This is a genomic window from Dokdonia genika (assembly GCF_042652845.1).
GTDB classification, from domain to species: Bacteria; Bacteroidota; Bacteroidia; order Flavobacteriales; family Flavobacteriaceae; genus Dokdonia; species Dokdonia donghaensis.
This window is the reverse complement of sequence record NZ_JBHSHB010000012.1, coordinates 268,966-287,288: the sequence shown is the minus strand read 5'-3', so window position 1 is coordinate 287,288 and position 18,323 is coordinate 268,966. Positions and strand designations below refer to the sequence as shown.

Sequence of the window (18,323 nt, the reverse complement as noted above, 5' to 3'; positions counted from 1 at the left end):
AAATGGCAAGAGATTTAAAATTTACTAGAAATATTGGTATTGCGGCTCACATTGATGCTGGAAAAACCACTACTACAGAGCGTATACTTTATTATACGGGTGTAAGTCATAAAATCGGTGAGGTTCACGATGGTGCTGCAACGATGGACTGGATGGAGCAAGAGCAGGAGCGTGGTATTACAATTACCTCTGCTGCAACTACTTGTACTTGGAAGTTCCCAATGGAGAACGCTAAGCCTCTTCCAGAAACTAAAGACTATCACTTTAATATTATTGATACTCCTGGTCACGTTGATTTTACGGTAGAAGTTAACCGTTCTTTACGTGTTCTTGATGGATTAGTATTTCTTTTTAGTGCTGTAGATGGTGTTGAGCCTCAGTCAGAAACTAACTGGAGACTTGCAGATAATTATAAAGTGCCTAGAATAGGTTTTGTAAACAAGATGGACCGTCAAGGTTCTAACTTCCTTGCTGTTTGTCAGCAGGTTAAGGATATGTTGAAGTCAAACGCTGTGCCTATCGTTTTAAACATAGGTGACGAGGGTGACTTTAAAGGTATTGTTGATCTTGTGAAGAACCGTGCAATTGTATGGCACGATGAAACTCAGGGGTCTACGTTTGACGTTATTGACATTCCTGAAGATATGAAAGAGGAAGCTCGTAAGTATCGAGCTATGCTTATTGAGGAGGTTGCAACATATGATGAAAACCTTCTTGAGAAATTTATGGAAGATGAAGATTCTATTACAGAAGAGGAGGTTCACGCTGCACTTCGTGCTGCTGTAATGGATATGGCGATTATCCCTATGATATGTGGATCTGCCTTTAAGAATAAAGGAGTTCAATTCCTTCTTGACGCAGTATGTCGTTACCTTCCTTCTCCTACAGATAAAGATGGTATCGTTGGGATTAACCCAGATACAGAAAAAGAAGAGTTACGTAAGCCAGACGTAAAAGAGCCATTTGCTGCTCTAGCGTTTAAAATTGCAACAGATCCTTTTGTAGGTCGTCTTGCATTCTTCCGTGCTTACTCGGGTCGTCTAGATGCTGGATCATATATCTTAAATAACCGTTCAGGTAAAAAAGAGCGTATATCACGTATATATCAAATGCACTCTAATAAGCAAAATGCTATCGATTTTATCGAGGCTGGAGATATTGGAGCAGCAGTAGGATTTAAAGATATTAAGACTGGAGATACAATGTCCGATGAAAAGAACCCAATTGTTCTTGAATCTATGGACTTCCCAGATCCAGTAATTGGTATCGCTGTTGAGCCAAAAACTAAGGCAGATGTTGATAAGTTAGGTATGGCTTTAGCAAAACTTGCTGAAGAAGATCCAACGTTCCAAGTAAAAACAGATGAGGCATCAGGACAGACTATTATATCTGGAATGGGTGAGCTTCACTTAGATATTATTGTAGATCGTCTTAAGCGTGAGTTTAAGGTGGAAGTTTCTCAGGGTCAGCCACAGGTTGAGTACAAGGAGGCTATTACTCAAAAAGCACAGCACAGAGAGACTTATAAAAAGCAATCTGGTGGACGTGGTAAATTCGCAGATATCGTATTTACACTTGAACCAGCAGAAGAAGGCGCTGAAGGATTACAGTTTGAATCTACTATTAAAGGAGGTAACGTACCAAAAGAATTTGTTCCTTCTGTAGAAAAAGGATTCAAAATGGCAATGGTAAATGGACCTCTTGCAGGTTATGAGGTTGATGCTATGAAAGTAACATTAACAGATGGATCTTACCACGATGTAGATTCTGATCAACTTTCTTTCGAACTTGCTGCAAAGCTTGGATTTAAGAACGCTGCAAAAGCTGCAAAAGCTGTTATAATGGAGCCTATTATGAAGCTTGAAGTTATTACTCCAGAAGAAAATATGGGTGATATCGTAGGTGACCTTAACCGTCGTCGTGGTCAAGTATCTGATATGGGAGACCGTGCAGGTGCAAAGACAGTAAAAGCTACGGTGCCACTTTCTGAGATGTTTGGATATGTAACAACGTTACGTACGCTTTCATCTGGTCGTGCGACTTCAACTATGGAATTCTCGCACTATGCAGAAACTCCTTCTAATATTGCAGAAGAAGTAATCGCTGCCTCAAAAGGTACAAACGAATAATTACTAAGGAAATGAGTCAAAAAATTAGAATAAAACTAAAATCTTACGATCACAACTTAGTAGATAAGAGTGCTGAGAAAATCGTAAAGACTGTGAAGACGACAGGTGCTGTAGTAACTGGACCTATTCCGCTTCCAACACATAAAAAAATCTTTACTGTATTACGTTCTCCACACGTAAACAAGAAATCTCGTGAGCAGTTTGAGCTTAGCTCTTACAAGCGTTTACTTGATATCTATTCTTCTTCATCAAAGACTATTGATGCTTTAATGAAGTTAGAATTACCATCTGGAGTAGAGGTAGAGATTAAGGTGTGATAGGAGTTTACGCTTTCGCGAAAGCGTAAATAATAACCGCACTAACTTGTCCTGAGCTGCGCGCGAGGGAAAAACGGAAAACACACATTCAAGGTCGAACGTGTTCGGCCTTGTTTTTTGAATTGAATTTTAATAATTAATATTTATAAATATGTCTGGGTTAATCGGAAAGAAAGTAGGTATGACTAGCATCTTTGACGAGAACGGGAAGAACATTCCTTGTACAGTTATTGAAGCAGGTCCCTGCGTTATCACCCAAGTCAGAACCAAAGAAACTGACGGGTATGAAGCCCTTCAACTTGGTTTCGATGACGTTAAAAAGGCAAACAAAGCTGCTACTGGCCACGCCAAAAAAGCAGGAACTGTTGCTAAACGTAAAGTTGTCGAGTTTCAAGGATTTGAAGGAGAGTTTAAATTGGGAGATGCAATTACTGTAGATCATTTTGCTGAAGGAGAGTTTGTTGATGTATCGGGAACTTCAAAAGGTAAAGGATTTCAAGGGGTTGTAAAGCGTCACGGTTTTGCCGGTGTAGGTCAAGCGACTCACGGTCAACATAACCGTCTTAGGGCTCCTGGTTCTATTGGAGCAGCATCTTACCCTGCACGTGTATTCAAAGGAATGCGTATGGCAGGACGTATGGGTGGTGACAAAATAAAAGTTCAAAATCTTAAAGTATTGAAAGTAGTAGCTGAGAAGAACCTACTTGTAGTGAAAGGATGTGTTCCTGGTCACAAAAATGCTTATGTAATCATTCAGAAGTAATGAAGGTAGCAGTTGTAGATATAAAAGGAAAAGAAACAGGGAGAAAGGCAGACCTTTCTGATGCTGTTTTTGGAATTGAACCAAACAAGCACGCTGTTTACTTAGACGTTAAGCAATTTCTTGCAAACCAACGTCAAGGTACGCACAAGGCTAAAGAAAGAGCAGAGATCGCAGGATCTACTCGTAAGATCAAAAAACAAAAAGGAACAGGTACAGCTCGTGCGGGTAGTATCAAGTCTGGTGTTTTTAAAGGTGGAGGACGTATGTTCGGACCAAGACCGAGAAATTACTCTTTCAAATTAAATAAAGGATTAAAGAGACTTGCACGTCGTTCTGCACTTACAATGAAGGCTAACGATAACGCAATCACTGTAATAGAAGACTTCAATTTTGACGCTCCAAAAACAAAAGATTTTGTGAACGTTTTGAAAGCCTTAGGCTTAGAAAATAAAAAGTCACTAATAGTGTTGGGAGAGTCAAATAATAATGTATATTTGTCGTCGCGCAATTTAAAGGCCTCAAAAGTCGTAAAAAGCTCAGAATTAAGCACTTACGGTATTATGAATGCAAACAATGTTGTATTCTTAGAGGGTTCTTTAGAAGGTGTTGAGGCAAACTTAGCAAAATAAGACACGATGAGTATTTTAATAAAACCTGTTATTACAGAAAAAGCGACAAAAGATAGTGAGGAAATGAATCGCTATACTTTTGAAGTTAGTATGAGAACAAATAAGGTTGAAATTAAGAAAGCGGTAGAAGCTGCTTATGGTGTTTCAGTTGAAAAAGTTCGCACAATGAATGTCCGCCCGGATCGCAAGTCTCGTTATACGAAGTCTGGTGTTCTTTCTGGTAAAACAAATGCTATTAAGAAAGCAATTGTACAGCTGGCGGAAGGTGATACAATAGATTTTTATAACAACATTTAAGACAACAAAATGTCAGTAAGAAAATTAAAACCTATCACTCCTGGGCAGCGATTTAGAGTTGTAAATGGTTTCGACCAGATTACAACTGATAAGCCGGAAAAAAGCCTTTTGGCTCCGAAAAAACGCTCAGGTGGTAGAAACAATACGGGTAAAATGACAATCCGCCAAGTAGGTGGAGGTCACAAGAAGCGTTACCGTATTATCGATTTCAAACGTAACAAAGAAGGAGTTCCTGCAACTGTTGCGTCTATCCAGTATGATCCAAATAGAACTGCGTTTATTGCACTTCTTAATTATCAAGATGGAGAAAAGAGGTATATCATTGCTCAAAACGGTCTTCAGGTAGGTCAGAACTTAGTTTCTGGGTCTAATGTAGCGCCAGAGATTGGTAATGCGATGCCACTTTCAGATATTCCATTAGGTACTATAATCTCTTGTATAGAGTTACGTCCAGGTCAGGGAGCTGTTATGGCTCGTTCGGCTGGAGCATTTGCTCAGTTAATGGCTCGTGATGGTAAATTTGCAACTGTAAAGTTACCTTCAGGTGAGACAAGATTGATTCTTGCAACGTGTATGGCTACAATAGGAGCTGTGTCTAACAGTGATCATCAGTTACTTGTATCTGGTAAGGCTGGTAGAAGCCGTTGGTTAGGTCGTCGTCCACGTGTACGTCCAGTAGTGATGAACCCTGTTGATCACCCTATGGGTGGTGGTGAAGGTAAGTCTTCTGGAGGTCACCCTAGAAACCGTAATGGTGTACCTGCTAAAGGTTTCAGAACGCGTTCTAAGACGAAGTCGAGTAATAAGTATATTGTAGAACGTAGAAAGAAATAATAAGATATGGCACGTTCATTAAAAAAAGGACCTTACGTTCACTATAAGTTAGAAAAGAAAGTTGCTGCAAACGTAGAAGGCAATAAAAAGACTGTCATAAAGACTTGGTCTAGAGCTTCTATGATTACTCCAGATTTTGTGGGGCAAACTATTGCAGTACATAATGGTCGCCAGTTTGTACCAGTATATGTTACTGAGAATATGGTAGGTCATAAGCTAGGAGAATTTTCACCTACGCGTTCTTACAGAGGACACGGAGCTGATAAGAAAAATAAAGGTAAAAGATAACAGGAGATGGGAGTTCGTAAAAAAGAAGCGGCAAATCGTCGCAAAGAGGCTAACAAGTCTATCGCTTTCGCGAAATTGAATAACTGCCCTACCTCTCCACGTAAAATGCGTCTTGTAGCAGATATGGTACGAGGAACGCAAGTGGAAAGAGCACTTCAGTTATTGAAATTTAGTAATAAAGAAGCATCACGTAAAGTTGAGAAATTAGTTCTTTCTGCAGTTGCAAACTGGGAAGCAAAGAATGAAGACTCAAGTATCGAAGATGCAAATCTTTTTATTAAAGAGATCAAGGTTGATTCTGGAACAATGTTAAAAAGACTACGTCCAGCACCACAAGGTCGCGCGCACCGAATAAGAAAACGTTCTAACCACGTAACAGTGGTTCTTGGAGCAAAAGATAACACACAAAGCAATTAATTAGATGGGACAGAAGACAAATCCAATCGGAAATCGCCTTGGAATAATCAGAGGATGGGAATCTAACTGGTACGGAGGTAATGACTACGGTGATAAACTTGCCGAAGACGATAAGATTAGACGTTATATTCACGCTCGTTTAAGTAAAGCTAGTGTGTCAAGAGTTATCATTGAGCGTACGCTTAAACTTGTAACCGTTACTATTACTACTGCAAGACCTGGTATCATTATCGGGAAAGGTGGTCAGGAAGTAGACAAGTTAAAAGAAGAGCTTAAGAAACTCACAGGTAAAGAAGTACAAATTAATATCCACGAAATCAAACGTCCAGAGCTAGATGCATTTCTAGTAGGTCAGAGTGTTGCTCGTCAGATAGAAGGAAGAATTTCTTTCCGTCGTGCAATAAAGATGGCAATTGCGGCTGCAATGCGTATGAATGCGGAGGGTATTAAGATCCAGATTTCTGGACGTCTGAACGGTGCAGAGATGGCACGTACAGAGTCTTATAAAGATGGACGTATTCCTTTATCAACTTTTAGAGCCGACATAGATTATGCTTTAGTTGAAGCTCACACTACTTACGGTAGACTGGGTGTTAAAGTATGGATTATGAAAGGTGAAGTATATGGCAAGAGAGAGCTTTCTCCTTTAGTTGGACTTCAAAACAGTAAGTCTAAAGGTGGCGGAGGTCGTAAGGATAACCGAGGACCACGTCGTAGAAAGTAATTTTTTAAAAAGACAGTAAAAAATGTTACAGCCTAGAAAAACAAAATTCCGCAAGCAGCAGAAGGGTCGTATGAAAGGACTAGCACAAAGAGGGCACACGCTTTCTAATGGCCAGTTCGGTATAAAATCATTAGACTCAGCTTTTGTAACTGCGAGACAAATAGAAGCAGCTCGTATTGCAGCAACACGTTATATGAAAAGGGAAGGAACTCTTTGGATTAAGATCTTCCCGGACAAGCCTATTACAAAGAAACCTCTAGAGGTACGTATGGGTAAAGGTAAAGGTGCTGTAGAATATTGGGCAGCAGTTGTAAAACCAGGACGCATTATGTTCGAATTAGGAGGTATTCCTGAGCCAGTTGCAAAAGAGGCATTACGTCTTGCGGCTCAGAAATTACCAGTGAGAACTAAGTATGTCGTAGCTAGAGATTTTTCAGCTGAATAAATTTGAGTACTATGAAACAATCAGAGGTAAAAGGATTATCTACAGCAGAATTGCAAGAAGAGCTTGGTAAAGCAAAGAGATCTTATATGGATCTTAAGATGGCTCACGCTATCTCTCCACTTGACAATCCTATTCAATTGCGTTCTATGAGACGTACAGTCGCTAGAATTGCAACTGAATTAACTAAAAGAGAACAATAACGCTGCTTAAGATGGAAAAAAGAAATTTAAGAAAAGAGCGTGTTGGTGTAGTAACTAGTAACAAGATGCAAAAATCTATCGTTGTTGCCGAAGTTAAAAAAGTAAAGCACCCTATGTATGGTAAGTTCGTTTTAAAAACGAAGAAGTATGTAGCACACGACGAAACAAACGACTGCAACGAAGGAGATACGGTTAGGATAATGGAAACACGTCCTATGAGTAAATCTAAGACTTGGAGACTAGTAGAAATCATTGAAAGAGCGAAGTAATGTTACAGCAAGAATCAAGATTAAAAGTAGCAGACAATACAGGAGCAAAAGAAGTTTTGACTATCCGTGTATTAGGAGGTACTAAGAGAAGATATGCTTCTGTAGGAGACAAGATTGTTGTATCTGTAAAGGATGCAACACCTAATGGCCAGGTTAAAAAAGGTGCCGTGTCTACAGCAGTAGTTGTGCGTACTAAGAAAGAAGTGCGTCGTCCAGATGGATCTTATATCCGTTTTGATGATAATGCTTGTGTTCTTTTAAATGCTCAAGGTGAGATGCGCGGTACTCGTGTATTTGGACCAGTAGCAAGAGAGCTTCGTGACAAACAGTTTATGAAGATTGTATCATTAGCACCAGAGGTGCTTTAATACAGAGAAGAAGATGACAAAGCTTAAAATAAAAACGGGAGATACTGTAAAGGTTATTGCTGGAGATCATAAAGGATCTGAAGGTAAAGTCGTAAAAGTATTTATCGAGAAGAATAAAGCAATCGTTGAGGGTGTTAATATGGTGAAGAAGCACGAAAAGCCTAGCGCCGCAAATCCTCAAGGTGGAATAAAAGAAAAAGAAGCGCCACTTCAAATATCTAACCTTTCCCTTTTAGATAAGGATGGTAAAACTACGAGAGTAGGTTACCGTATGGAAGATGGTAAGAAGGTACGCTTTGCAAAGTCTAACAACGAAATATTATAGTGATGGGATACGTACCAAGACTAAAACAAGAGTTTAATGACCGCGTGACGCCAGCCCTTCAAGAAGAGTTTGGATATAAGAACGTTATGCAGGTACCTCGTCTTAATAAGATTGTAGTATCTCGTGGTGTTGGAGCTGCGGTTGCAGATAAGAAGTTAGTTGAAAATGCTGTAGAAGAGCTTACTCTTATTACAGGGCAAAGAGCTATCTCGACAATGTCTAAAAAGGACGTTGCAACATTTAAATTACGTAAAGGAATGCCTATTGGTGCAAAAGTTACTTTACGTGGAGAGCGTATGTATGAGTTTTTAGATAGACTTGTAACATCTGCATTACCACGTGTACGTGACTTTAACGGTATCAATGCAACAGGATTTGATGGACGTGGTAACTATAGTATGGGTATCACTGAGCAAATCATTTTTCCAGAGATCAACATTGACAGAATTAAGAAAATAGATGGTATGAACATCACTTTCCAAACATCTGCTCAAACTGATAAGGAAGCAAAATCGTTGCTTAAAGAACTAGGTTTACCTTTTAAAAAGAACTAAGATATGGCTAAAGAATCAATGAAAGCCCGTGAGGTAAAGCGTGCTAAAACTGTTGCAAAATATGCTGAAAAACGTAAAGCTTTAAAAGAAGCTGGAGATTACGAAGGATTGCAAAAGCTACCTAAGAACGCTTCACCTATACGTCAGCACAATCGTTGCAAACTTACAGGTCGTCCTAAAGGTTATATGCGTCAGTTCGGTATATCACGTGTGATGTTCCGTCAGATGGCTAACCAAGGGTTGATACCAGGTGTTAAGAAAGCAAGCTGGTAGATTAAAGAGTATAAATTGGTAGAAGGTTCTTTTTATGCTTTCGCGAAAGCGGAAATAGAGAAAACCACTACCGTAACTATAATTAAATGAATACAGATACTATTGCAGATTTTCTGACACGTGTGCGTAATGCATCGGCAGCAAATCACAGAGTGGTCGAGATTCCAGCATCAAACCTTAAGAAGGCGATGACTAAAATCTTATTTGACCAAGGTTACATCCTTAGCTACAAATTTGTAGAAGGTAAAGCGCAGGATACGATCAAGATTGCCTTGAAGTATGATCGCATTACTAAAGAAGCAGTTATTAAGGATATCCAAAGAATCAGTAAGCCTGGTTTACGTAAATATTCTTCATCTAGTGAGATACCTCGTATCTTAAACGGTTTAGGTATTGCTATTGTCTCTACTTCTAAAGGAGTTATGACAGGTAAGCAAGCGCAACAACATAATGTTGGAGGAGAGGTACTTTGTTACGTTTACTAATCAGATAAAAAGACAAAGACATGTCAAGAATAGGTAAAAGTCCAATTACAGTGCCAGAAGGAGTTACAGTAACTCTTGCTGATAACATTGTAACAGTAAAAGGAAAATTAGGCGAGCTTACGCAAGAGTACTCTGGTATTGAGATCAAAATCGAGGAGGGAGTAATTACTCTTGAGCGCGCATCAGATAAAAAAGACCTACGTGCAAAGCACGGTCTTTATAGAGCTCTTATCGCAAATATGATAGAAGGAGTTTCTAAAGGTTTTGAAAAGCAACTTGAGTTAGTAGGAGTAGGATACAGAGCAAGTAATCAGGGTAATAAACTTGATCTTGCTGTAGGTTTCTCTCACAACATCGTTTTAGATGTAGCTCCAGAAGTAAAAGTTGAGACAATCTCAGAAAAAGGTAAGAACCCTATAGTGAAGTTAACTTCACACGACAAGCAACTAGTAGGGGCTGTCGCTGCAAAGATTCGTGGTTTCCGTAAGCCTGAGCCTTACAAAGGAAAAGGAATCAAGTTTGTAGGAGAGGTAATAAGAAGAAAAGCAGGTAAATCTGCATAATACATAGAGAAATGGCATTATCAAAAAGTGAAAAAAGAAATAGAATTCACCTTAGAATTCGTAAGACTATTTCTGGATCTGCGGAGAGACCAAGACTCTGTGTATTTAGAAGTAATAAAGAGATTTATGCACAGTTAATAGACGACCTTAACGGGAAGACTATTACAGCTGCATCGTCACGTGATAAGGATATCGCTGCTGCGAAGACTAACAAATCTGAAACTGCAAAACTTGTAGGTAAGGCAATCGCCGAAAAAGCTACAAAATCTGGAGTTGAGGCTGTAGTATTTGATAGAGGAGGTTACCTTTACCACGGAAGAATTAAACAACTAGCAGAGGGCGCAAGAGAAGGCGGTCTTAAATTCTAATAAAGTTATGTATCAAGATTATAAAAACGTAGAGTTAGTAAAGCCAAGTGGCTTAGACTTAAAAGATCGTCTAGTAGGCGTTCAGCGTGTTACTAAGGTAACTAAAGGAGGTAGAGCTTTTGGATTTTCTGCTATAGTTGTAGTAGGTGATGAGAATGGTGTTGTAGGACACGGATTAGGAAAGTCAAAAGAAGTAGCATCTGCAATTGCAAAGGCTATGGAAGATGCTAAGAAAAACCTAGTGCGTATACCGCTAAACAAAGCAACTATCCCTCACGAACAGAAAGGTAAATTTGGAGGAGCTCGTGTATTACTTTTACCAGCAGCAGCCGGTACAGGGGTAATCGCAGGTGGTGCAATACGTGCCGTACTTGAATCTGTAGGTATACACGATGTACTTTCTAAGAATCAAGGATCTTCAAACCCACACAACGTAGTAAAAGCAACTTTTGATGCTTTATTACAATTAAGAAGTGCAGAGACAGTTGCAAAGCAACGTGGAATCTCACTTGATAAAGTGTTTAAAGGATAAATCAAGGAACAATGGCAAAAATCAAAGTAACAAAGGTGAAGAGCGCGATTAATCGCCCACAGAACCAGAAGAGAATTTTAGAATCTCTTGGATTGAGAAAAATAGGCCAGGTAAAGGTGCACGAAAACACACCTAACATCCTTGGTATGGTAAATAAAGTAAGTCACTTAGTTTCTGTAGAAGAAGCTTAATATAAATAACAGATGGAGTTAAATAACTTAAGACCTGCAAAAGGCGCTGTTAAGAAAAACGACGGTCGTAAAGGACGTGGCCAGGCAACTGGAAACGGTGGAACAGCTGGTCGTGGACACAAAGGACAGAAGTCACGTTCTGGGTATAGTAAGAAAATCGGTTTTGAAGGAGGTCAAATGCCACTTCAGCGTCGTGTACCTAAGTTTGGATTTACAAACATAAACCGTAAGGAGTATGCTGGTGTAAATCTTGACACGTTACAAGAATATGTAGACGCGGGTCGTCTTACAGAAGAGGTTTCTATAGATACACTTATTGAAGCTGGTCTTGTAGGTAAAAACGATTTAGTAAAGATTTTAGGTAGAGGTGAGCTTAAAGCTAAAATCAAAGTAACTGCTCATAAATTTACTGCAACTGCAAAAGCTGCTGTTGAGGCTGCTGGTGGTGAAGCTGTAACTTTATAATCGATATAAGAGGATGAAATTTATAGATACAATAAAGAATATCTGGAAGATTGATGAGCTTAGGAATAGAATAATTCTTACGCTTACGCTTCTCCTCGTATATCGTTTTGGTGCACAAGTTGTACTTCCAGGTATAGATGCGTCACAATTGGGAGGTCTTCAAGCTTCTACAGACCAAGGGCTTTTAGGGCTTTTGGCTGCGTTTACAGGAGGTGCCTTTTCTAACGCATCTGTATTTGCATTAGGTATTATGCCTTACATTTCTGCTTCGATTGTAGTACAGTTAATGGGTATTGCAATACCTTATTTACAAAAACTACAGAAGGAGGGAGAAAGTGGTCGTCGTAAGATTAATCAGATTACGCGTTGGTTAACTATCGCTATCTGTTTATTACAGGCACCAGGGTACCTAGCTGCATTACCTGCGCTAGGAGTACCTTCAACTGCTTTTGTAATGGGTCTTACACCTACATTCTACATTTCTTCAGTACTTATCCTTGTAACAGGATGTATATTTGCGATGTGGTTAGGTGAAAAGATTACAGATAAGGGAATAGGAAACGGTATATCATTACTTATTATGGTAGGTATTATCGCAACTATGCCTATATCATTTGTACAGGAGTGGGTTGCCCGTGTTACTGAATCTAATGGTGGATTAATAATGATCCTTATTGAATTAGTAATTTGGTTTGTGATTATTCTTCTTTGTATCCTATTGGTTATGGCAGTGCGTCAAGTTCCTGTATCATATGCAAGAAGAACTGCCACTGGTGAGTATGAAAAGAACGCGTTTGGAGCTAGAAATTTTTTACCTCTTAAATTAAATGCTTCTGGAGTAATGCCAATAATTTTTGCACAGGCTATTATGTTTGTACCGGGTCTTATTGGAGAAGCGAGTTTCCTCGCTGACACATCGGTAGGTACTTGGTTACAGACTAATTTTGGAAATAATATATTTGGGTTTTGGTATAATTTAGTTTTTGGACTTTTGATTATTATCTTTACATATTTTTATACTGCGATTACAGTTCCTACCAATAAAATGGCAGAGGATCTTAAGCGTAGTGGAGGTTTCATTGCAGGAATTCGTCCTGGATCTGAAACAGCAGAGTATTTAGATAGGATTATGTCTCAGATTACATTGCCTGGATCTATATTTTTAGCACTTATCGCTATATTTCCTGCTATCGCGGTTAATATATTAGGTATGCAACAGGGATGGGCTTTATTTTATGGAGGAACTTCCCTACTCATTATGGTGGGTGTGGCAATAGATACTATGCAACAAGTGAATTCTTACCTACTTAATAAGCACTATGATGGTCTTATGAAGTCTGGTAAAAACCGTAAAGCAGTAGCATAATGGCAAAACAAGCAGCAATAGAACAAGATGGGTCTATAATAGAAGCATTATCAAATGCAATGTTTCGTGTAGAACTAGAAAATGGTCACGTTGTGACAGCGCATATCTCAGGTAAGATGCGTATGCACTATATTAAATTATTACCTGGGGATAAAGTAAAATTAGAAATGAGTCCTTACGATTTGTCAAAGGCTCGTATAACGTACCGCTACTAAGCGGAAAAAAGCTGGATATGAAAGTAAGAGCATCCATTAAGAAAAGAAGTGCCGATTGCAAGATCGTTCGTCGCAAAGGCAGATTATACGTAATAAACAAAAAGAACCCTAGGTTTAAACAAAGACAAGGTTAATAGTTATGGCTAGAATTGCAGGGATAGATATCCCAAAACAAAAGAGAGGTGTAATTGCATTAACGTACATCTTTGGAATAGGAAAAAGTAGAGCACAAGAAATACTTGCTACTGCAAATGTATCAGAAGATAAGAAAGTATCTGATTGGGATGATGACGAGATAGGTCGTATTCGTGATGCTGTTGGTACATTTACTATCGAAGGGGAACTTCGTTCTGAAGTATCTTTGAACATTAAACGTCTGATGGACATCGGTTGTTACCGTGGTATTCGTCACCGTGTAGGTCTTCCATTAAGAGGACAACGTACAAAGAATAACTCACGTACGAGAAAAGGAAAGCGTAAAACAGTTGCAAACAAGAAGAAAGCAACTAAATAATAAGGCATAATGGCAAAGCAAACTGCAAAAAAACGTAAAGTTGTTGTAGAATCAGTAGGAGAGGCGCACGTAACAGCTTCTTTTAACAACATCATCATATCGTTAACAAACAAAAAAGGAGATGTAATCTCTTGGTCATCAGCTGGTAAAATGGGCTTCAGAGGTTCTAAAAAGAACACTCCTTATGCTGCTCAAACTGCTGCAGAAGATTGTGCAAAGGTTGCTCACGAGGCAGGCCTTCGTAAAGTAAAAGTTTATGTAAAAGGACCAGGTAACGGGCGTGAGTCTGCTATACGTGCTGTACATAATAGTGGAATTGAAGTGACAGAAATCATTGATATCACTCCAATGCCACACAACGGGTGTCGTCCTCCAAAGAGACGTCGCGTTTAATAAATAATTATTTAATTAATATCTCGAGGGAGAACGGTTTGCAAAGGATTGACCTTAATTTCTAACCACCCTCAAAACACACATTTAAAATGGCAAGATATACTGGTCCCAAAACAAAGATCGCACGTAAATTTAGCGAGGCAATCTTCGGAGAAGACAAATCTTTTGAAAAAAGAAATTACCCTCCAGGGCAACACGGAAACAACAGACGTAGAGGAAAAAAATCTGAATACGCTGTACAACTAGCTGAGAAGCAAAAAGCAAAGTATACTTACGGTATACTTGAGCGTCAGTTTAGAAATATGTATGACAGAGCAAACCGTGCTCCTGGAATTACAGGTGAAGTTCTTTTACAATTATGTGAGTGTCGTCTAGACAACGTTGTTTATAGAATGGGAATGTCTCCTTCTAGAAGCGGTGCACGTCAGTTAGTAGGACACCGTCATATTACTGTAAATGGAAACATTGTAAATATCCCTTCTTATCAAGTAAAAGCTGGTGATGTTATTGCTGTACGCGAAAAGTCTAAATCTTTAGAAGTAATTTCTAACTCACTTTCTAATGCAAGTCACGTTTTTGAGTGGATCACTTGGAACAACGATAAGAAAGAGGGAACATTTGTGGCAGTACCACAACGTCTTCAGATACCTGAAAACATCAACACACAGTTCATCGTCGAGCTGTACTCTAAGTAATAACCACTAAAGCTAGAAAACCGATATGGCAATATTAAATTTCCAGAAGCCCGATAAAGTCATTATGATTGACTCTACTGATTTTGAAGGTAAATTTGAGTTTAGACCTTTAGAACCAGGTTATGGTTTAACAGTAGGAAACGCTTTACGTCGTGTATTATTATCTTCATTAGAAGGTTTTGCAATTACATCTGTACGTATAGAAGGTGTAGACCACGAGTTTTCAACATTGGCTGGAGTAGTAGAAGATGTTACAGAAATTATACTTAACCTCAAACAAGTACGTTTCAAACGTCAGATAGAGGAGATAGATAATGAGACTGTAACTATATCTTTATCAGGTGTTGATCAATTAACAGCTGGAGATTTCCAAAAGTTTATTTCAGGATTCCAAGTGCTTAACCCAGATATGGTTATAGCAAATATGGATAAGAAAGTGAACCTTAATATGGAAATCACTATAGAGAAAGGACGTGGGTACGTTCCTGCAGAGGAGAATAAGAAATCTAATGCTCCATTAGGAACTATATTTACAGATTCTATTTATACACCTATCCGTAATGTAAAATACAGTATAGAAAATTACCGTGTTGAGCAAAAGACTGATTACGAAAAATTAGTTTTTGAGATAATTACAGATGGTTCAATCCACCCTAAAGAAGCACTTACTGAAGCTGCAAAAACACTTATCCACCACTTTATGTTATTCTCTGATGAGCGTATCACTCTAGAGGCAGATGAGATTGCACAAACTGAGACTTATGATGAGGAATCTCTTCATATGCGTCAGTTACTTAAAACAAAGCTTATCGATATGGATTTATCTGTACGTGCGCTTAATTGTTTAAAGGCTGCAGAGGTAGAAACTTTAGGAGATCTTGTTTCTTATAACAAGAATGATTTGATGAAGTTTAGAAACTTTGGTAAAAAATCACTTACTGAGCTTGAAGAGTTAGTAAATGTAAAAGGACTAAGTTTCGGAATGGATCTAGCCAAATATAAATTAGATAAAGACTAGGTAGCTGTACTTTAAGTAGAACAGCGCTTTCGCGAAAGCGGAAAAATAATTATTACAATGAGACACGGAAAGAAATTTAATCACTTAGGGAGAAAGACTGCACATAGAAAATCTATGCTTGCAAATATGGCTTGCTCTTTAATTGAACATAAAAGAATAAACACTACAGTTGCAAAGGCAAAAGCACTTAAGCAATTTGTAGAGCCTATGATCACTAAATCAAAATCTGATACGACTCACAACCGTCGTATTGTATTTGCAAAACTTCGTCAGAAGGATGCAGTTACAGAATTATTTAGAGATGTTGCGGCAAAGGTAGGTGATCGTCCAGGAGGTTATACTCGCATCATCAAGTTGGGTAACCGTCTTGGAGATAACGCAGATATGGCAATGATCGAACTTGTAGATTACAATGAGATTTACAACGCTGGTAAACCTGCCAAAAAGAAATCTACTCGTCGTGGAGGTAAGAAAGCTGAAGCTGCTCCTGCAGTTACAGAAACTGCTTCTAATGAGGAAGAATAGAACGGTAAACCTTATGAAAATAGGTTAATTAGTATCGGGATTTACTGCAAGGTAAATCCCTTTTTTTATTTTTGGCGGTATAATTAAATGTTTGGCAAAGTGTTTGCCTATTAGTTACTGAAATTAAAATATTAGAAAATGAAAAAAATAGCTATAGTAGTAATGTGTGTTTTAGCAACATCACTTTATGCACAAAAGGATGCAGTAGATGCAAATAACAATGTACTTGGAGCACTTGCCTCTTTCGGTCCAGATGGAGCTGGCGTAGGAGGTTCTAGTATAGTCTTTAATCCAGCAAGGCGTATAGACGGTACTGTTCACGTTTTTGAAACGTGGCGTAATACGGCTATTATCCAAACTACGGGAGGTATGACGCTGCGTTTGCGTGATAATATTAATCTCAATGCCAGACGTAATGTTTTTGAATCTAAGATAGGAACAGACTCAGTATTTACTTTTGATTTTACAAACATTGAGAAAATGGTTGTAAATAATAAGACGTATAAAAACATCTTTTCTCCAGTAGAGGGAGGTTACCGTCTAGTAGAGGTTGTAGCGGAAACTGATGATTTTGCTATATATAAAGATTATAAAATCGATATTAAGGAAGGAAGCCCCAACCCGATGCTTGCTCAACAAAATGACAAGTACCTTATGAAAGACTCTTACTATGTGAAGAAGGGTAGAAGTTTTAAAAAGTTTAAATTAAAAAAATCTAGCTTTCTAAAACTTGCAGGTAGTAAAGCCGATATGCTTGAGGCCTATGCAGATAAAAATGATCTCAATTTTAGAGATGAGAAAGACCTTGAAAAGATCGCCAGTTACTATGGGAGTTTATAATATTATTTATGGGAGCTATTTGGCTCCCATTTTTTTGTTTAGATATGGGATAAAGTCCTTTTCTGAAAACCTTTTTTTAACCTATTTTTGTAAAGTTTATAAAATAAATTCTTAATGAAATATCAATCTAGAAGACCTGCCTTACTTTTATTATCAGATGGGACTATATTTCACGGTAAAGCCGTTGGAGATAAAGAAGCAACTTCATATGGAGAAGTTTGTTTTAATACCGGTATGACGGGATATCAAGAGATCTTTACAGATCCTTCATATTTTGGGCAATTAATGGTAACTGCAAATGCTCACATAGGTAACTACGGAGCTACAGATGTTGAGACAGAGTCTGATAAAGTAAAAATATCAGGTCTTATATGTAGAAACTTTAGTTATAATTATTCTCGCAAAGATGCTCAGGAGTCTCTAGAGCAGTTTTTAGATAAGAGTGATTTGTTTGCTATTTCTGATGTTGATACTAGAGCCCTAGTAGCACACATACGTGATAATGGATCTATGAATGCTTTAATTACTACAGATGTAGAAAATATAGAAGCGCTTAAGGCAAAGCTAGCCGAAGTTCCCGATATGAAAGGACTTGAACTAGCATCAAAAGTGTCTACAAAGGAGCCATACTACTTTGGAGAAGAAGATGCGGAGGTTAAAATTGCAGTCCTTGATATTGGAATTAAGCGCAACATCTTACGTAACCTTGCAAAGCGTGGAGCTTATGTAAAGGTTTTTCCTTATGATACAACATACCAAGAAATGAAATCTTGGAATCCAGATGGATATTTTCTATCAAATGGCCCTGGTGATCCAGAACCGCTCGTAAATGCCATTCAGGTCGCAAAGGATATCATTGCAGATGATGAGCCTCTTTTCGGGATATGTCTCGGCCATCAAGTAATTGCCCTTGCAAATGGGATTTCAACATATAAAATGCATAATGGGCATCGCGGTATTAACCACCCTATTAAGAATTTGATTACAGGTAAAGGAGAGATAACCTCTCAAAATCACGGTTTCTCTATTAATAGGGAAGAGACAGAAGCACATCCAGAGGTAGAGATAACACACGTTCACCTTAATGATCATAGTGTTGCTGGGATTAAAATGAAGAATAAGAATTGTTTCTCAGTACAATATCATCCAGAAGCAAGCCCAGGACCTAATGACGCTACCTATCTATTTGATCAGTTTATAGAAAATATAAAAAGCGTAACAGCATAAAAATTTAATCCCTTCCATTATGGCAGGGATTTTTTTTATAACGCTTACGCGAAAACGTTATCGCGACAATAACCTATCAATTTATAGAAATTAA

32 protein-coding genes are annotated in these 18,323 nt (G+C 38.4%); all 32 read left to right on the top strand.

Annotated elements, in window-relative coordinates:
- The first annotated feature begins 2 nt into the window (after positions 1 to 2).
- The 32 genes from fusA (at position 3) to carA (ending at position 18,229) form a co-directional block, all read left to right on the top strand.
- Complete coding sequence (gene fusA / locus ACFO5T_RS08255; RefSeq protein ID WP_035327540.1) at positions 3 to 2,129, top strand: elongation factor G; 2,127 nt, start codon at positions 3 to 5, stop codon at positions 2,127 to 2,129.
- A gap of 11 nt (positions 2,130 to 2,140) precedes the next feature.
- Positions 2,141 to 2,446, top strand: a complete 306-nt coding sequence (gene rpsJ, locus ACFO5T_RS08250; protein ID WP_013073266.1) for a 30S ribosomal protein S10 — start codon at positions 2,141 to 2,143, stop codon at positions 2,444 to 2,446.
- Between the two features lie 151 nt (positions 2,447 to 2,597).
- Positions 2,598 to 3,209: a 50S ribosomal protein L3 gene (rplC, locus tag ACFO5T_RS08245; RefSeq protein ID WP_035327543.1), complete on the top strand. Its 612-nt coding sequence runs from the start codon at positions 2,598 to 2,600 to the stop codon at positions 3,207 to 3,209.
- Positions 3,209 to 3,838: a 50S ribosomal protein L4 gene (gene rplD, locus ACFO5T_RS08240; RefSeq protein WP_035327545.1), complete on the top strand. Its 630-nt coding sequence runs from the start codon at positions 3,209 to 3,211 to the stop codon at positions 3,836 to 3,838. The genes rplC and rplD overlap by 1 nt, the downstream gene beginning before the upstream one ends.
- A 6-nt stretch (positions 3,839 to 3,844) precedes the next feature.
- The gene (rplW, locus tag ACFO5T_RS08235) at positions 3,845 to 4,135 is read left to right on the top strand and encodes a 50S ribosomal protein L23 (RefSeq protein ID WP_035327547.1); all 291 of its coding nucleotides are present in this window, start codon (positions 3,845 to 3,847) and stop codon (positions 4,133 to 4,135) included.
- A 9-nt stretch (positions 4,136 to 4,144) separates the two neighbouring features.
- Positions 4,145 to 4,969 (top strand): 50S ribosomal protein L2, encoded by an 825-nt coding sequence (gene rplB / locus ACFO5T_RS08230; protein WP_035327549.1) that lies wholly within the window; start codon positions 4,145 to 4,147, stop codon positions 4,967 to 4,969.
- Positions 4,970 to 4,975: 6 nt separating this feature from the next.
- On the top strand, positions 4,976 to 5,257 hold the full coding sequence (gene rpsS / locus ACFO5T_RS08225) for a 30S ribosomal protein S19 (protein WP_035327551.1): 282 nt from the start codon (positions 4,976 to 4,978) through the stop codon (positions 5,255 to 5,257).
- 6 nt (positions 5,258 to 5,263) lie between these two features.
- Positions 5,264 to 5,674, top strand: a complete 411-nt coding sequence (rplV, locus tag ACFO5T_RS08220) for a 50S ribosomal protein L22 (RefSeq protein WP_380033503.1) — start codon at positions 5,264 to 5,266, stop codon at positions 5,672 to 5,674.
- Positions 5,675 to 5,678: 4 nt separating this feature from the next.
- Positions 5,679 to 6,398 (top strand): 30S ribosomal protein S3, encoded by a 720-nt coding sequence (gene rpsC, locus ACFO5T_RS08215; RefSeq protein ID WP_035327555.1) that lies wholly within the window; start codon positions 5,679 to 5,681, stop codon positions 6,396 to 6,398.
- Between the two features lie 22 nt (positions 6,399 to 6,420).
- Entirely contained in the window at positions 6,421 to 6,843 is a 423-nt protein-coding gene (gene rplP / locus ACFO5T_RS08210; protein ID WP_035327557.1) for a 50S ribosomal protein L16, read from the top strand.
- Positions 6,844 to 6,854: 11 nt separating this feature from the next.
- The gene (gene rpmC / locus ACFO5T_RS08205) at positions 6,855 to 7,043 is read left to right on the top strand and encodes a 50S ribosomal protein L29 (protein WP_035327559.1); all 189 of its coding nucleotides are present in this window, start codon (positions 6,855 to 6,857) and stop codon (positions 7,041 to 7,043) included.
- Positions 7,044 to 7,054: 11 nt separating this feature from the next.
- On the top strand, positions 7,055 to 7,312 hold the full coding sequence (gene rpsQ, locus ACFO5T_RS08200; protein WP_013751331.1) for a 30S ribosomal protein S17: 258 nt from the start codon (positions 7,055 to 7,057) through the stop codon (positions 7,310 to 7,312).
- On the top strand, positions 7,312 to 7,680 hold the full coding sequence (gene rplN / locus ACFO5T_RS08195; protein WP_089373242.1) for a 50S ribosomal protein L14: 369 nt from the start codon (positions 7,312 to 7,314) through the stop codon (positions 7,678 to 7,680). The genes rpsQ and rplN overlap by 1 nt, the downstream gene beginning before the upstream one ends.
- A 13-nt stretch (positions 7,681 to 7,693) precedes the next feature.
- Positions 7,694 to 8,005: a 50S ribosomal protein L24 gene (rplX, locus tag ACFO5T_RS08190; RefSeq protein ID WP_035327563.1), complete on the top strand. Its 312-nt coding sequence runs from the start codon at positions 7,694 to 7,696 to the stop codon at positions 8,003 to 8,005.
- A gap of 2 nt (positions 8,006 to 8,007) precedes the next feature.
- Positions 8,008 to 8,559: a 50S ribosomal protein L5 gene (rplE, locus tag ACFO5T_RS08185; RefSeq protein ID WP_035327564.1), complete on the top strand. Its 552-nt coding sequence runs from the start codon at positions 8,008 to 8,010 to the stop codon at positions 8,557 to 8,559.
- Between the two features lie 3 nt (positions 8,560 to 8,562).
- Entirely contained in the window at positions 8,563 to 8,832 is a 270-nt protein-coding gene (gene rpsN / locus ACFO5T_RS08180; protein ID WP_035327565.1) for a 30S ribosomal protein S14, read from the top strand.
- An 86-nt stretch (positions 8,833 to 8,918) separates the two neighbouring features.
- Positions 8,919 to 9,317, top strand: coding sequence for a 30S ribosomal protein S8 (rpsH, locus tag ACFO5T_RS08175; RefSeq protein ID WP_038599609.1), 399 nt, complete (start codon positions 8,919 to 8,921; stop codon positions 9,315 to 9,317).
- 20 nt (positions 9,318 to 9,337) lie between these two features.
- Positions 9,338 to 9,880 carry a 50S ribosomal protein L6 gene (gene rplF, locus ACFO5T_RS08170; RefSeq protein WP_380033498.1) on the top strand — a complete coding sequence of 181 codons (543 nt, stop codon included), beginning with the start codon at positions 9,338 to 9,340 and terminating at the stop codon, positions 9,878 to 9,880.
- Between the two features lie 11 nt (positions 9,881 to 9,891).
- Positions 9,892 to 10,248: a 50S ribosomal protein L18 gene (rplR, locus tag ACFO5T_RS08165; RefSeq protein ID WP_375252340.1), complete on the top strand. Its 357-nt coding sequence runs from the start codon at positions 9,892 to 9,894 to the stop codon at positions 10,246 to 10,248.
- Between the two features lie 7 nt (positions 10,249 to 10,255).
- A complete protein-coding gene (gene rpsE / locus ACFO5T_RS08160) occupies positions 10,256 to 10,780 on the top strand; it encodes a 30S ribosomal protein S5 (protein ID WP_035327573.1) in 525 nt (174 codons plus the stop codon).
- Positions 10,781 to 10,791: 11 nt separating this feature from the next.
- Complete coding sequence (rpmD, locus tag ACFO5T_RS08155; RefSeq protein WP_380033495.1) at positions 10,792 to 10,971, top strand: 50S ribosomal protein L30; 180 nt, start codon at positions 10,792 to 10,794, stop codon at positions 10,969 to 10,971.
- Positions 10,972 to 10,983: 12 nt separating this feature from the next.
- A complete protein-coding gene (rplO, locus tag ACFO5T_RS08150; RefSeq protein WP_038599618.1) occupies positions 10,984 to 11,436 on the top strand; it encodes a 50S ribosomal protein L15 in 453 nt (150 codons plus the stop codon).
- A gap of 13 nt (positions 11,437 to 11,449) precedes the next feature.
- Complete coding sequence (gene secY / locus ACFO5T_RS08145; RefSeq protein ID WP_380033492.1) at positions 11,450 to 12,802, top strand: preprotein translocase subunit SecY; 1,353 nt, start codon at positions 11,450 to 11,452, stop codon at positions 12,800 to 12,802.
- Positions 12,802 to 13,017, top strand: coding sequence for a translation initiation factor IF-1 (gene infA, locus ACFO5T_RS08140; RefSeq protein ID WP_013751343.1), 216 nt, complete (start codon positions 12,802 to 12,804; stop codon positions 13,015 to 13,017). Before secY ends, infA begins: the two co-directional genes overlap by 1 nt.
- A 17-nt stretch (positions 13,018 to 13,034) precedes the next feature.
- The gene (gene ykgO / locus ACFO5T_RS08135) at positions 13,035 to 13,151 is read left to right on the top strand and encodes a type B 50S ribosomal protein L36 (RefSeq protein WP_010519235.1); all 117 of its coding nucleotides are present in this window, start codon (positions 13,035 to 13,037) and stop codon (positions 13,149 to 13,151) included.
- A 5-nt stretch (positions 13,152 to 13,156) separates the two neighbouring features.
- A complete protein-coding gene (gene rpsM / locus ACFO5T_RS08130; RefSeq protein WP_038599622.1) occupies positions 13,157 to 13,531 on the top strand; it encodes a 30S ribosomal protein S13 in 375 nt (124 codons plus the stop codon).
- A 9-nt stretch (positions 13,532 to 13,540) separates the two neighbouring features.
- Entirely contained in the window at positions 13,541 to 13,924 is a 384-nt protein-coding gene (gene rpsK / locus ACFO5T_RS08125; protein ID WP_035327583.1) for a 30S ribosomal protein S11, read from the top strand.
- 89 nt (positions 13,925 to 14,013) lie between these two features.
- The gene (rpsD, locus tag ACFO5T_RS08120) at positions 14,014 to 14,619 is read left to right on the top strand and encodes a 30S ribosomal protein S4 (protein WP_038599625.1); all 606 of its coding nucleotides are present in this window, start codon (positions 14,014 to 14,016) and stop codon (positions 14,617 to 14,619) included.
- Positions 14,620 to 14,644: 25 nt separating this feature from the next.
- Complete coding sequence (locus tag ACFO5T_RS08115; protein WP_013751347.1) at positions 14,645 to 15,637, top strand: DNA-directed RNA polymerase subunit alpha; 993 nt, start codon at positions 14,645 to 14,647, stop codon at positions 15,635 to 15,637.
- A gap of 57 nt (positions 15,638 to 15,694) precedes the next feature.
- A complete protein-coding gene (rplQ, locus tag ACFO5T_RS08110) occupies positions 15,695 to 16,162 on the top strand; it encodes a 50S ribosomal protein L17 (protein ID WP_038599628.1) in 468 nt (155 codons plus the stop codon).
- 138 nt (positions 16,163 to 16,300) lie between these two features.
- Positions 16,301 to 17,002 carry a hypothetical protein gene (locus ACFO5T_RS08105; RefSeq protein WP_375252341.1) on the top strand — a complete coding sequence of 234 codons (702 nt, stop codon included), beginning with the start codon at positions 16,301 to 16,303 and terminating at the stop codon, positions 17,000 to 17,002.
- 114 nt (positions 17,003 to 17,116) lie between these two features.
- A complete protein-coding gene (gene carA, locus ACFO5T_RS08100; RefSeq protein WP_380033488.1) occupies positions 17,117 to 18,229 on the top strand; it encodes a glutamine-hydrolyzing carbamoyl-phosphate synthase small subunit in 1,113 nt (370 codons plus the stop codon).
- Positions 18,230 to 18,323 lie beyond the last annotated feature (94 nt).